This is a genomic window from Mycoplasma sp. 4404 (assembly GCF_034863325.1).
Lineage (GTDB): Bacteria > Bacillota_I > Bacilli_A > Mycoplasmatales > Metamycoplasmataceae > Mycoplasmopsis.
On sequence record NZ_JAYFFE010000003.1, the window covers coordinates 65646 to 79398 of the forward strand.

Consider the following 13753-nt stretch of genomic DNA (forward strand, 5'->3'; position numbering starts at 1 on the left):
CTATTCATTTTTATTTAAGCTTAAAATTAAGTTTTAAAACAGAGTTTAATGAGCTTTCTCCATAAGTTTGTGTGAACTCGTGGATTTGAGCAACAACGTGCTTGCTAGCTCCAAGTAAGAAATTGAAATTTCAATTCTTGCATTGTTCTTCCATATATTGCAATAAATGGTATCTTGCAATAATTGAAGCACATGCAACTGATAAGTGAATATCTTCAGCTTTATTAACTAGCAATGTTGGTAATTGTAATTCATTTAATTTAGCTCAGTTATTTTCAATAAAGAATTTTTGATGATATTTTAATATTGAATTAGTTGTCGAATATTTATCAATAATAATTGCAGTTGCTTGAATTTTGTATTTTTTAGCTAATGAACTCAATGCACTTGCATGAGTGAAAAATTTAAGTTCATTAGCATTATAAGACTTGCTTAATTTGTTATATCCAGCTTGAGTAAGTGTGTAAACGGAATATTCAAGAAATTCCATTAATCTAGGAGCTAAAGATAAAATTTGTTTATCAGATAGTTTTTTAGAATCCTTTACACCTAATGAAGCAACAAATTGTTTAAGCTTATTTGGTAAATAAACTGCACAAGAAACAAGTGGTGTTCAGTAATCGCCGACCCCTGTTTCATCAACCCCGATTACTTGTTCTAAATCAACATTAAGTTGTTTGATATCATCAAGATATTTCATTATTCTTCCTCGATAGCTTGAATTTTTCTTTTACGTGCGTTTGATTTTTCTATCTCGGCTTGTGGATTGTCTAAGAATTTGTGAATGTATTCTCCAACTCCACCTTCTTTGTTTGTTTTAGAAATTCTAATTGATGCATATTTTTTAACGTCTTTTGAAGCATTAGCCATAGCTACTGAAATGTTTGCGATTTTAAACATAGGAACGTCGTTAAATCCATCTCCTAATGCAATTGTGTTTTCAACTTTAACGTCGTAGTATCTAATTAACATACTTAAAGCTTTACCTTTGTTAGCTGTAATGTTAGTCATATCAAAAACAGGTGTTAAACCTTCTCCTTTTGATCAGTATGAGAATTCAGCTAAGTCACCATATCTTGATTTAAGGTATTTTCTAAGTTCTTCAATGTTTGTTGTCTCTTTAACGTCAAAGATAATTCCTGTAGGCATCAAAGGAATTTTGTATAAGTCTAAACCGATACGTAATTTTGAACTTGTTTTAAATCCGAAAACTTTTTCAAGTTCTTCATCGCGGTGATCTAATTGAACTCAGTCTGGTCCTTCAATAGCGATGTTTGAAACTTCTTTTTTAACTTTAGGATCACCTAAAATGTATAATGCTTCATTTAAGTTTAAATATTTAATGTAAGGGATGAATTCTTGATCATATGGATGGTGAATATGCGCTCCATTGTAGTTAGCAACGATTGTGTCAAGACCTAATGATTCATAAATGAATTTAGTACTTCTTCAAGGTCTTCCTGTAAGGATACATACAACGTGTCCTTCCTCTGTTGCTCTTTTAATTGCGCTAAGTGTTCTGTCGTGAATAACACCTGTTGCACTAGATTGAAGTGTTGTACCATCTAAGTCAATAGCAAATAAAAATTTTTCTTTTTCTGCTGCCATAATCTACCTCTTTCTTTAAATTATTTTTGGAAAATTTTATTCCTATGGCATAGGAATATTAATTGAAAATACAACATATTTGTAAAATATGTTTATAAATTATAAAGTATTTTTTAAAAAACGGTAATTTGTGAGAAAAATTGTGAAAAATTCCATAAAAAAGTGAAAAATTGCAGTTTTTATCCTTAAATTTAGAGATTTTGTAAAAAGTTAAAAAAAATAGACTGAAAAATCTTTTTTCTATATAATTAGTTTAAACATTATTATTTATATTAAATAATAAAAACTTAACTTGTTAAATAGAGGTAGTGATGATTAAGTATCAAAGAATTCTTTTAAAACTTTCCGGAGAAGGTTTTGCAAACAAAGAAAAACATTTAGCAATTGACTATGATTTAGTTCACAAAATTGCATTACAACTTAAAGAAATTGTAGCTAAAGGTATACAAGTATCAGTAGTTATTGGTGGAGGAAACTTCTGAAGAGGTGCTTCTGCTGAAAAAAATGGAATTAACAGAAATAAAGCTGACTATATTGGAATGCTTGCTACAATTATGAATGCTATTGCCTTAGGTAGCGGTTTCGAGCGTGTCGGACTTAAAGCTAGAGTTCAAAGTTCATTAAACATTGATCAAAGAGTAGCTGAATATTACATTAATGAAAAAACAATCAAATACTTAGAAGATGGTGAAGTTGTTATCTTTGCCGGAGGGACAGGTCGTCCATTCTTTACAACAGATACAGCAGCAACATTATATGCATCAGAAGTTGGTGCTCAAGTTATTTTAATGGGTAAAAATGGAACTGATGGAATTTATGATTCAGATCCTAAGAAAAATCCTGATGCAAAACATTATGATCACATCACTTATGATGAAATCTTAGAAAAGAAATTACAAGTTATGGACTTAACAGCCACAAGTATGGCTAGAGACAACAATATTAATTTAATTGTGTTTAACTTATTAGAAGAAAATTCAATTTTAAATGCACTTGAAGGAAAAATCAAACATACAGAGGTTACTAAATAATGGAATTAGATATTTATTTATTAGATTTTGCTGAAAAAGCAGAAAAAGCACTTTCACATTACCGTTTTGAATTATCAAAAATTTCAACAGGTAGAGCTAACCCTCAATTGATCAAAGGCATTCGTGTCAATTACTATGACACACTTACACCACTTGAAGAATTATCAAACATTTCAGTTCCTGAACCACAACAATTATTAATTAAACCTTATGATATTACATCAGTTAAGGAAATTAATAAAGCTCTTGAAAAAGCAAACTTAGGTGTTATGCCAATTGATGAAGGAAGTCAAATTAGATTAAACTTCCCTCCTCTTACAACTGAAAAACGTAAGGAAATGGTTAAATCATTATCTAAGTTAACTGAAAATGCTAAAGTAGGTGTTCGTAATGCTCGTCAAGAAGTTAATAAAGCTATCAAAGCTAATGAAGAGTTATCAGAAGACGAACAAAAAAGATACTTAGATGTTATTCAAAAAGAAGTTGATAAAGAAATTAGTAAAATCGACAAAATTACAAGTGAAAAACAAGAAGAATTAATGAATAAATAAATGTCAAACTAGCTTTTTAGCTAGTTTTATTGTATTTATAAGAAAGGAGACAATATGACTAATGAAACAATTGCAGCAATCAGCTCAGGTTCTCATATAAATCAACCAATTTCAATTGTTCGTGTATGTGGTCCTGATGCAGTAAATGTTGTTTCTAAAGTTTTTAAAGGAAAAATTGGCGCAGATCACACAATTTCATATGGTTTCATTCACGATAATGGACAACTTATTGATGAAGTTTTAGTTATGTCATTTGTTGGTAAAAAAGATGCAAATGGTAATGATGTATTCAATAACTATGTTGGCGAACCTTTAATCGAAATTAACTGTCACGGTGGAATTGTTGTTACAAACAAAGTTTTAAGTTTATTACTTGAAAATGGTGCTAGATTAGCTGAACGCGGAGAATTCACTAGAAGAGCTTTTTTAAATGGAAAAATGGACTTAATTAAAGCTGAAGCTATTCATGATTTAATTATGGCTCAAACTTCGTCTCAAGCACTTGCATCAGTTAATAAATTCAAGGGTAAAACTTCAGGTTTAATTGATGAGTTCTTAAATAAGATTGCTGTTTTAATAGGTCTTGCTGAAGTTAATATTGACTACCCTGAATACGATGATGTTGAACGTTTAGATTCAATTAATATGTCAGAGAAAATTTCAGTTTTAGTCAGTGATCTAGAAAAAATAGTAAAAATTTCAGAGGATTCGAGATATGTTTTTGAAGGTGTTAAAGTTGCGTTTTTAGGAAAACCTAACGTTGGAAAAAGTAGTATTTTAAATGCACTTTTATCAGAAGATAAAGCAATTGTTACAGATATCGCAGGAACCACAAGAGATTTAGTTGAAGCCACCTACAAAATCAATGATATGTTATTTAAACTTGTTGATACTGCTGGTTTAAGAAACACTCAAGAAATTATTGAAAAAATTGGTATTCAAAAATCATTAGATCAAATTGAAAAAAGTGATCTTGTAGTTCACGTTGTATCTGCAAATGAATCTGAAGATGATTTTGATAAATTGATTGAGCAAAAATCAAAAGAGTTAGGTAAGTTCTATTTAAAAGTTATGAACAAAAAAGACTTGCTAGAGTCAGATAAGTCATTAGATGATAACGTTATTTATATTTCTGCTTTAAATAACGATATTGAAGCATTAGAACAAGGTTTAGTTTCAAACTTCCAGAATATCAACATTTTAGATGAGCGTATTTTTTCAAATACACGTCAACTTTCACTTATTAAGCAAGCTTTAAATTCGCTTAAGGATGCTAAAAATGCACTTGACAACTATGCAACTTTTGACATGATTATAATCGATTTATATGCAGCGTGAGATCAATTACAAAATATTAAAGGAAATGTAAACAGAGAAGACTTATTAGATGTTATGTTCAGCACTTTCTGTTTAGGTAAATAATATGAGTTCAAAGAAAAATAAATTTGTTGATGCACATAATCATTTATCAATGACTGCTTACAAACACGAAGATATTATTGATATGATTTGTGAGCAAGCTTATGCTAATAGACTTGAATTTATGATTGTTAACGGTGGTCATGCTGAAGAAAACAAAGAAGTTATCAAGTTAGCTAAAAAGTATCCTGATTTAATTAAACCTGTTATTGGAATTCATCCTGAAGATGGAATTGATGAGAATGATTACTTAAGATATAAGGATTTAATTGATGAAACTATTGTTGGAATTGGGGAAATTGGATTAGATTACTTCTATGAAGAAGGTGTTCCGACAAGAGAAAATCAAATTAAATCATTTAGAAATCAAATCAAATTAGCACAAGAATTAAACCTACCAATTGTTGTTCACATTAGAGATAAAATTGACCAATACCAAGCTTACCAAGATGTTTATGATATTCTAAAAGATTTTCCTAACATTAAAGTTATGCTGCATACATTTGCTGGAAATATGGAATGAGCTAGAAAATTCTTAGAATTTAAAAATCTTTATTTTTCATTTAGTGGTGCTGTTACATATGGGACAACAAACCAAACTAGAGACATTATTGAGTTTTTACCACTTGAAAGAATTCTTACAGAAACTGATGCTCCATTCTTAAGAGTTCATCCATATACAGAACAAAAAAATGAACCAAATACAGTTTTATTCGTTGCTTACTACATAGCAGGAATTAAAAAAGTTGGTATGGATAAATTTACAGATAGAATTAATAAAAACTTAAGGACTTTATTTAATTTATAATGCAAAATAAAAAAGAAGTTTATGCAAAAAAGAAGTTTGGACAAAACTTCTTAAAAGATCAAAACATTTTACGTAAGATAATCAATGTATTTGATGTAAAAGAACAAAAAGTGTTGGAAATAGGACCAGGTAGAGGTGCTTTAACTAATTATCTTCTAAATGCAGGTGCTTATGTAACTGCTTTTGAAATTGATACTGATATGGTTGATGTTCTAAATAAAGAAATAAACAATCCTAATTTTAAACTTATTCATCAAGACTTCCTGGAAGCTGATATAACTAATTTTAAGGACACTTACATTATTGCTAATATTCCTTATTACATAACAACTGATATCCTATTTAAAATATTTGAAAACAAAGATAATTTTGAGGGTGTATTAGTAATGGTTCAAAAAGAAGTAGCTCAAAGGGTTTGCGCTAAACCTAATAGTAAAGATTATTCAAAATTATCAGTTTCATCACAGTTTTTAGCTGATTGTAAATTAGAATTTATTGTTCCTGCAAATGCTTTTTCACCTGCTCCAAAGGTGGATTCGGCTATTTTATCTTTGAGATTTAAAAATAATGTTTCATTAGATGAATGAAATTCAATTAAGGATTTCTTCAAATTATGCTTTGAAAACAGAAGAAAGAAACTTTCTTATTCATTACAAAATAAATATTCAAAAGATCATATTCTTAATATATTTGAACAATTAGGATATGATGACAATTTAAGAATTCAACAATTATCAGTAGAGAAAATTGTTGAACTATTTAATATGTTAGAAAAGTAAGTGCAACCACTTGCTTTTTTCTAACATTATAAAAAGTAAAATATTATAAAAAATACTAATAGTATTTAAAATAAGGCATATAAAAATTAGGGGTGAATGTAAAAAAAAAAAAAAAAGTATAATAAAAATATAGGACAAAAAACAAATCAGAAAGGATGTTTGTATGAAAAAGATTGAATTTAGATTTAGTGAACAAAATCCAATGAAATTGGTTTTGGTTGAAAATGCTTGTGCTGGTGATATTATTGATTTGTCAAGCTTAAGTAATAAAGAATTATTCATTTTAAGTAGCAGCATAAACAATGAAAGAAATGATGATATTAGAAATCAAGTAAAAACAGAAATACTTGAAAATCTTACAAATTTACCTGAATATAAGGTTAATGTTCAAGGTGTGATTGATGAGTATAATAAAAAGATTACTGATCTAAAAACAGAACTTGAAGTCTCAAAAAAAGCAAGACAAGACGAAATTGCAAAATTAGAATCATCATTTAAATTAGCTCACGAAATAGAAAAACAAAAGCAAGCTGATGCTTATAATGATTTAAAAAATAAGTTAAGTGAATTAAATGCTTCAATGAATTCAACAATTGAAGCTGAAAAAAGCAAGTTTGAAGTAAATAATATTAAGGCAATAGAGAAAGCTAAAGAAGAATACAAAAAAGAATTAGAAAAAGAAAATAAAGTTAAGAATAATCAAATTATCGAAGAATTAAGAAACAATTATAAAGAGCAAATTGAAGAACTTAAAAAAGAAAAAATTGAAGTTCAAAATAGATTAGAAGCTGCCAACGACACAATTGATGCTCTTAAAACAAGTAAATCATTATTATCTTCAAAGAGAGTTGGAGAAAACTTTGAAGAACAAATTGCTCACTTATTGGATCAGTACACGAACTTGGATGATTTAGTTGATTATGAAAAAACAACAACTAATATTGATGGTACAAAACCAGACTTCTTAGTTACTTTCTACAAGAACGAAAATAATAATAGAGTGAAAATTGGTTCTGTTGTTATTGAAGCAAAATCAGAAACAGAAAATGGTTCACAAAAGAACTCACAATTCATAAATAAATTAATCAAAGATCAAAAAGCTCGTCACGCAGAAACTGCATTCCTAGTTACTGAATTGGAAAAAGAAGATGACTTTCTTGTAAAGATTGAAAGAGATAAAGATAACAAGAACCAAGTTTGAGTAATAAGATTACCATTTATGATTCAAATGTTGCAACTACAACGTTATATGTTTTTAAAGGCTTCTGAATTCAATTTTGTCGAACTTAGAGATAAAATGAAAATTCTTGAAGAATTTGAACAATTCAAAAATAAACTTTTAGAAACAAGATTAGAAGCACTTAATAAAGTTGCGACTGATATGAAGAAACAAGTTGAAAAAATTCAAGATTCAGCTAATACACTTGAAAACTTACTTACAAATGATCTTGAAAGAAAATTCAGATACTTAGTTGATGAAGTTGAAAAATTCAAATTAACTAAGAAAATGAAAAAAGTTAATTGAGATAGTGCACCACAATCTGTCGAAGCTAAAACTCCACATTTAATCGAGGGAGCACAAGAAGCTCACATAGTTGAAGTAGAAGAAGAATAGAAAAAGAAAATCAGCAAATAAACTGCTGATTTTTTCTAATCCTTTTTATATTTATTTACTTTTTCTCTTTTGATTTTAGGTAAATTCAGAACCATTGTAAACTCACCTTTAATAGAGTCTAAATTTGCAAAGTGCTGAAGAATTTCGCTAGCAGACCCATAAAAAAGATTTTCGTGTAGTTTTGTAAGTTCTTTAGCTAAACAAATTTTTTCTTGTCCATTAAATACAGAATTAATGTCTTCTAAAGTTGAGATTAATTTATGAGGCGACACATAATAAATGTGTGTACCGATATTCAATTCTTTAAGTTGATTAATTCTTTGTTGAGTTTTGTCTTTAATAAAACCGTGAAATGTAAAGTCATTAGTAAAGTTAGAAGCAACAAATGCTGTTATAGCTGCATTTACACCTGGAATAATTTCGATATCTATGTTGTTTTTTCTTGCTTCTGCAATAACTTCAAATCCAGGATCTGATACAACAGGCATACCTGCATCAGATACTAAAGCAACGTCTTCTCCATTAGATATTAAGTTAATAATCCCTTGAGCACTATGTTTTTCGGTGAAATTATTGTATGTTAATAATTTTTTATTTGATATTTCATATCTTTGAAGAAGTTTAGAAGTGACTCTTGTGTCTTCGCAAGCAATTATGTTTACCTCTTGTAAAGTTCTTAACGCCCTTAAAGTTATATCTTCAAGATTACCGATTGGTGTTCCTACAATATATAATTTAGCCATAGTACTCCATTAATTTGTTTAATAAAAGTTGTTTATGTAATTCAAAATTACCTTGAAAGTTTTTTGATGAGTTATTAAAGTCATCTAAGTCAACTATAAATGTTAATAAGTTAGGGTGCTTTTCTAATAATTCTTGTCTTAGTTTATTTAGTTCTTTGTGCAATGGTAATGTTTGGAATTCTAAAAACTTACCTAATATGAATGCTTTTAATAGTGATAAAACAAAGTGTGCATCTTTATCGTTATCCTTATTTATTAGTGTTCTATCTAAATATTCAAACATATAAATTTTATTTAATAAAGATTGTCTCGTAGCAATTATGAAACCTGCAATAAGGTGTTGATATTTAACTAAGTTTTCAGAAGCTTCAGTTAAAAAAGTTAAATCGTTAGAAAGCATTTTGACAACTGAAAAAGTTGGATCATTTTTCAATGAAGCAAATTTTTCTTCTATTATATCAGGTGAGAGAATATCAACTTTTAAGACTTGTGCACGTGATAATATGGTTGGAAGAACATTATTCACATTGTTTGTTGTCATTATAATAACAACTTTATCTGATGGTTCTTCAATTGATTTTAAAAGTGAATTAAGTGCAATTAATGAAGAGTTTTCAATGTTTTTAATGATAACTATTTTGTACTTATCAAAGTTGCTTGAATAAGAAACTTCATTAAAAACATTTTCAAATTCTTCTTTTTTAATAGGTTCTTCTGAACCGTCTAAATAGTAAATGTTAGATGGCAGGTTTAATTTGTCTAATTTAGCTATTGGAGCAGGGTTAATCTTGTTGATAAAATCTAACAAATCGTTGTCAAAATTGTAGTTACTACTAGCAGTTAATAAAAATAAATGATTTAGCTTATTTAATTTTGCTGAATCATTTATTGACTTTAATATAGATTGATTAATCATTACTCAAATGATTTAAGGTAAGATAAAAATTTTGGACTTTGTTGTAACTGCTTGATAATATCTTCTAAAACTTCATCTTCTGTTTGAGTAGCGTCAATAATAATGAAACGTTGAGGGTCTGATTTAATCATTTCTAAGTACCCTTTGTAAACATCGTGGTGGAATTGTAATTTTTCTTGTTCCATTCTGTCTTCAACTAATCTTGTTTCTTCACGACGCTTTTTAGCTTGCTCTGGAGTTAAATTTAAGAAAATTGTAATATCTGGCATTGTTCCATTAATAACTATGTTAGTAATAGCTTTTGTAAATTCAATACCTAAATTTCTTGCGTATCCTTGATATGCATAAAAGCTATCTACATATCTATCACAAATAAGAATTTTATTTTCTTTAAGTGCTGGTCAAACTACTTTTTCTAAGTGAATTCTTCTACTTGTTGTGTATAAAAGAGCTTCAGCAACAGGTGAAAGATCTGATTCTTTGCTTAAAATAATTTCTCTAATTTTTTCAGCTTCTTTAATCCCTCTACCACCAGGTTCTCTTGTTCAAAGAGCAGGAATGTGTGGGTAAAGTTCCTGAAATTTTACGTAAAGTTTCTGTGTTAAAGTAGTTTTACCACTACCGTCTAAACCTTCAAATGATATAAACATAGTTTCCTCCAGATGATTGTAATTAATTTATTTTTGTCTATTTATAAGTGAGAATTTTAAAGTGATAGCATCAATGTAGTCGACTGATGAACCCACTGGTAAACCAATGGCTAATCTTGTCACTTTTAAATTCTGTTTAGTAAGTTTCTCCTTAAGGAATTCATTAGTTACCTCACCTTTTATGCTTGGAGAAATCCCTAAAATAATTTCATCAAATTTTTGAGCATAATCTAAAAGTTTTTGAATTTCTTTTTGATACTTTTGCTCCTCATATTCATTGATAATTAGATGTGAAAATACATAATACTTACCGTTGTAAATATTAGCATCTTCAATTTTTTGCATAACTTGTCTGTTTTCCACAATTAACAACGTGTTATCTCTTGAACTATTGTCACAAATACTGCAATAATTGTTTTCAATAACTTGCGAACAAATAGGACAAAATGTTGTTTTTTCTTTTACATCGATAAAAGCTTGTGCAACTTGTTGTACTTGCTCTTTTTCAGCTTCTAATATTCAATAAACAATTTTTTCAGCTTGTTTTTTAGAAATACCAGGAATTTGCCTGATAACTTCTAAAAATTTGTTAATTTGTTCAGTATTAAACATTCTTATTAAAATGGCATTCCAGGCATTGATGGAGCTAATTTATCTTGCTCTTCTTTGATTAAATCAATACCTTCATTGATCGCTATTGTAATTAAGTCTTGAAGAATGTCTTTATCTTCAGGATCAATTAATAATTCATCAATTTCAATTGAAACGATTGACATATCTCCTTTAAGAACTACTTCAATACCTTGTTTAGAAACTGTGAATGTTTTTTCATCTAATTCTTTTTGTTTTGTTTCTAATTCTTTTTGCATATTTTTAATTCTTCTTAAAAAATCATTATTCATAATAACCTCTATTCATATTCGATTTCTAATTCTTCATCATCACCTAATAATAATTTACCAATTTGAGTTAAGTCAGTTAAAGTGTTTTGTGCAAACTCATCTTCTCATTTTTTAGGTTTATAATCTGCAATTTGGATGTCTTTATTTTGTCCAATTGTTTCTCTAATTTTAGCAAGAGCTGCTGCATCAACTGGATAAATATATTTGTTTTTGTTATCAAAAACATATTTAACAAATTCTTGCATTTTAGGTGTGTTAGCAAGCTCTTTTAGCTTATTAACTTTAGCAGTATCTTTATTGTAAATGTTAATGAAATATTCTGAAGCAGCCATAATTAATGAGTCTTCAAACAACTCAGCAATCTCAGAAAACTCAGGTTTGTTTTGAGTGATTATTGCTAAATCTTGATTAATTGATCTTTGGAATTGAGCTACTTTATCACGTGATGGATCTTCTTTAGATCAAAGAGTGTTGTATATATATTCGAAAACATTAACTTCTTGTGGTTCACCAATTTGTATTGGTTCATCATTAGTTGGAATTTCTTCAGGTTCTAGGAGTTTTTCTTCTTCTTTTATTTCTTCCTGAATTTCTTTTTGAACTTCCTCTACAAATTCCATTGTTTCACCAAACTTAGGAACTTCTACTTCACGAGTGTTAATTAATATTTTATTTGTTGATGTATCTGATTGTAATTGGATAATATCATCATTAACATCATCAAAATCACTTGATAATTCGTGTTTTTGGATAATAAATTCATTTGTTTTATTAACTTGATCAGAAATTTCCTTTGTGAGTGCTTTATTAATTTCTAAAGATTCAAGTAAGATGTTTTTTTCTTCTTGCGCTTCAGTAGGTACGTTTTCTTGTTGATAAGGTGTAAATTCATCAGTTAATCCATTCCCGACAGGTTCAATTTCAGGAATTATTAATGCATCAGCAAAATGATTATCTGATTGTTTTGTTTCTTGTTCAACTTTTTCTTCAGTTTCTTTCTTAATTTCCTCTGTTTGTGTTTGTGAGGACTCCTGATTTACCTGATTTATTTCAATATCAAAGTTACCGGATATAACTGAAAAAATGTTTTCAGTTGTTAAAACAAACTTTTCTTCCTCAAGTTTTTCTTCTTCTATTTTTTCACTCAAAAATGAGTTATCTATAAAACCATCATCTTCAATTTCTTCAACTTTTATGTCTTGGAGAATAGTGTTTTCATTTTTGTCGACTTCCATTGAAATATTATTTTGAGGTTCATTAGAAGTTAATTCTTCTTCAATAATTTCTTTAGTTTCTGTGAAAACATTATTAGTTGAAGTTTTGTGATTTTCTTTGTTAAACACAGGTTTGATAAATACAGGTGCAACATAAGTTTCATCTGAATCTTCATGTAAACTAGGATTGATAGCATTTAAAGCTTTCAAAACACCTAATTGAATAATTTCAAATGGATATTCGCTTTTGTTAACTTTAATTAACATATCATAGAATATGTCAGTTAATTCAAAACAAGTTTTATTATCTAAGTGAACTGATGATAACTCTTCAGGTTCAAATCAACTTAATAAACTTACATTATTTGTTTTAGATAATATTATCTTTTCTTTTAAGAAGTTAACTAAACTTAAAACGAATTGCTGAGGTTCAACACCGTTATTTTGGAATTCATTTAATAATGAAATTAATTTAGTTCCATTGTTAATAGAAATTAATTGGAAGATTTTAACAATTTGCTCTGATGATAAAACACCGAAGTTTTGATAAATTGATTCAGCACTTATGATACCTGAATGCAACATACTAACTTGGTCGGCAATTGTAAGCGCATCCCTCATACCACCGCTAGATAATCTTGCGATGAGTTTAAGAGCTTGAGTATCATATTTTATATGTTCTTGGTTGAAAACTTTTGAAAGTTGTTTAATGATATTATCATCATTCATTCTATGGAACACAAAGTTTTGAACTCTTGATCTGATTGTTAAAGGAATTTTATGTAAGTCTGTTGTCGCTAAAATGAAAATAGCGTGTTTAGGTGGTTCTTCAAGTGTTTTTAATAATGCATTAAAAGCACTTTTTGTAAGCATATGAACCTCATCTATGATGTAAATTTTGTATTTACCATTCATAGGCGTTTGCTCAATTTTTTCCTTAAGATCTCTAATTTCATCAACACCATTATTTGATGCAGCATCCATTTCGATTATGTCAATATTGTTGTTTAAATTACTTAAGCAAATTTCACATGGATTAAGAACATCAGCAGGATCTTTATGAACACAATTTAACATCATTGCAAATATTTTTGCAATCGATGTTTTACCAGTTCCTTTTGGCCCTGAAAATAAATAAGCATGTGATATTTTGTTAGTCTTTAAAATGTTTTTCAAAGATAAAATTATGTGCTCTTGGCCTATAACATCATCAAATGTTTTTGGACGATATTTTCTATACAACGCTTTATATTCCATGTTTAATTACCCTTCTTAAAATTTGATATTGACATAAAAGATAAAATCTTTATTTTAATTATTATACTAATAAAAAACATATAGTTTTTTAAAAGTTTTAAAAAACTTGTCAGATTACACAAAGAGAGAATAAAAAACTTTTATACCTATGTGCTAGGAATAAAAGTCAAAAAAGCTTAATTTAGTAAATAAGCATAAAAAAAGACCGAAAGGCCTTGATTATTCAGCGCTTCTAGCAGCTCTTCTAGCGTCTCTTGCAC

At 28.4% G+C, this 13753-nt stretch carries 14 protein-coding genes; 6 read left to right on the forward strand and 8 right to left on the reverse strand.

Features of this window, described 5'->3' with window-relative positions; translation table 4 throughout:
• Positions 1–10: 10 nt before the first annotated feature.
• Both VBN07_RS02690 and VBN07_RS02695 read right to left on the reverse strand, forming a co-directional pair.
• Positions 11–700, reverse strand: coding sequence for a ribonuclease HIII (locus VBN07_RS02690; RefSeq protein WP_323176731.1), 690 nt, complete (start codon positions 698–700; stop codon positions 11–13).
• Entirely contained in the window at positions 700–1608 is a 909-nt protein-coding gene (locus VBN07_RS02695; protein ID WP_323176730.1) for a Cof-type HAD-IIB family hydrolase, read from the reverse strand. Before VBN07_RS02695 ends, VBN07_RS02690 begins: the two co-directional genes overlap by 1 nt.
• A 311-nt stretch (positions 1609–1919) precedes the next feature.
• Here VBN07_RS02695 and pyrH point away from each other — a divergent pair, with 311 nt between their 5' ends.
• The 6 genes from pyrH (at position 1920) to VBN07_RS02725 (ending at position 7811) form a co-directional block, all read left to right on the forward strand.
• Complete coding sequence (gene pyrH, locus VBN07_RS02700) at positions 1920–2639, forward strand: UMP kinase (RefSeq protein WP_323176729.1); 720 nt, start codon at positions 1920–1922, stop codon at positions 2637–2639.
• The gene (gene frr, locus VBN07_RS02705; protein WP_323177735.1) at positions 2639–3190 is read left to right on the forward strand and encodes a ribosome recycling factor; all 552 of its coding nucleotides are present in this window, start codon (positions 2639–2641) and stop codon (positions 3188–3190) included. The genes pyrH and frr overlap by 1 nt, the downstream gene beginning before the upstream one ends.
• Before the next feature lie 54 nt (positions 3191–3244).
• The gene (gene mnmE / locus VBN07_RS02710) at positions 3245–4612 is read left to right on the forward strand and encodes a tRNA uridine-5-carboxymethylaminomethyl(34) synthesis GTPase MnmE (protein WP_323177736.1); all 1368 of its coding nucleotides are present in this window, start codon (positions 3245–3247) and stop codon (positions 4610–4612) included.
• 1 nt (position 4613) lies between these two features.
• A complete protein-coding gene (locus VBN07_RS02715) occupies positions 4614–5417 on the forward strand; it encodes a TatD family hydrolase (protein ID WP_323177737.1) in 804 nt (267 codons plus the stop codon).
• Positions 5417–6196 carry a 16S rRNA (adenine(1518)-N(6)/adenine(1519)-N(6))-dimethyltransferase RsmA gene (rsmA, locus tag VBN07_RS02720; RefSeq protein ID WP_323177738.1) on the forward strand — a complete coding sequence of 260 codons (780 nt, stop codon included), beginning with the start codon at positions 5417–5419 and terminating at the stop codon, positions 6194–6196. The genes VBN07_RS02715 and rsmA overlap by 1 nt, the downstream gene beginning before the upstream one ends.
• Positions 6197–6359: 163 nt before the next feature.
• Positions 6360–7811: a DUF2130 domain-containing protein gene (locus VBN07_RS02725; protein ID WP_323177739.1), complete on the forward strand. Its 1452-nt coding sequence runs from the start codon at positions 6360–6362 to the stop codon at positions 7809–7811.
• A gap of 35 nt (positions 7812–7846) precedes the next feature.
• Here the strand turns inward: VBN07_RS02725 and rsmI are convergent, their stop codons facing one another.
• The 6 genes from rsmI to dnaX are packed head-to-tail and all read right to left on the reverse strand — an operon-like array spanning position 7847 to position 13493.
• The gene (gene rsmI / locus VBN07_RS02730) at positions 7847–8554 is read right to left on the reverse strand and encodes a 16S rRNA (cytidine(1402)-2'-O)-methyltransferase (RefSeq protein ID WP_323176723.1); all 708 of its coding nucleotides are present in this window, start codon (positions 8552–8554) and stop codon (positions 7847–7849) included.
• Positions 8547–9470: a hypothetical protein gene (locus VBN07_RS02735; RefSeq protein WP_323177740.1), complete on the reverse strand. Its 924-nt coding sequence runs from the start codon at positions 9468–9470 to the stop codon at positions 8547–8549. Before VBN07_RS02735 ends, rsmI begins: the two co-directional genes overlap by 8 nt.
• The gene (tmk, locus tag VBN07_RS02740; RefSeq protein ID WP_323177741.1) at positions 9470–10120 is read right to left on the reverse strand and encodes a dTMP kinase; all 651 of its coding nucleotides are present in this window, start codon (positions 10118–10120) and stop codon (positions 9470–9472) included. Before tmk ends, VBN07_RS02735 begins: the two co-directional genes overlap by 1 nt.
• A gap of 27 nt (positions 10121–10147) precedes the next feature.
• Entirely contained in the window at positions 10148–10732 is a 585-nt protein-coding gene (locus tag VBN07_RS02745; protein ID WP_323176720.1) for a toprim domain-containing protein, read from the reverse strand.
• Positions 10733–10737: 5 nt separating this feature from the next.
• The gene (locus tag VBN07_RS02750; RefSeq protein ID WP_257089044.1) at positions 10738–11022 is read right to left on the reverse strand and encodes a YbaB/EbfC family nucleoid-associated protein; all 285 of its coding nucleotides are present in this window, start codon (positions 11020–11022) and stop codon (positions 10738–10740) included.
• A gap of 8 nt (positions 11023–11030) precedes the next feature.
• Positions 11031–13493, reverse strand: a complete 2463-nt coding sequence (gene dnaX / locus VBN07_RS02755) for a DNA polymerase III subunit gamma/tau (protein WP_323176719.1) — start codon at positions 13491–13493, stop codon at positions 11031–11033.
• Positions 13494–13753: the final 260 nt, after the last annotated feature.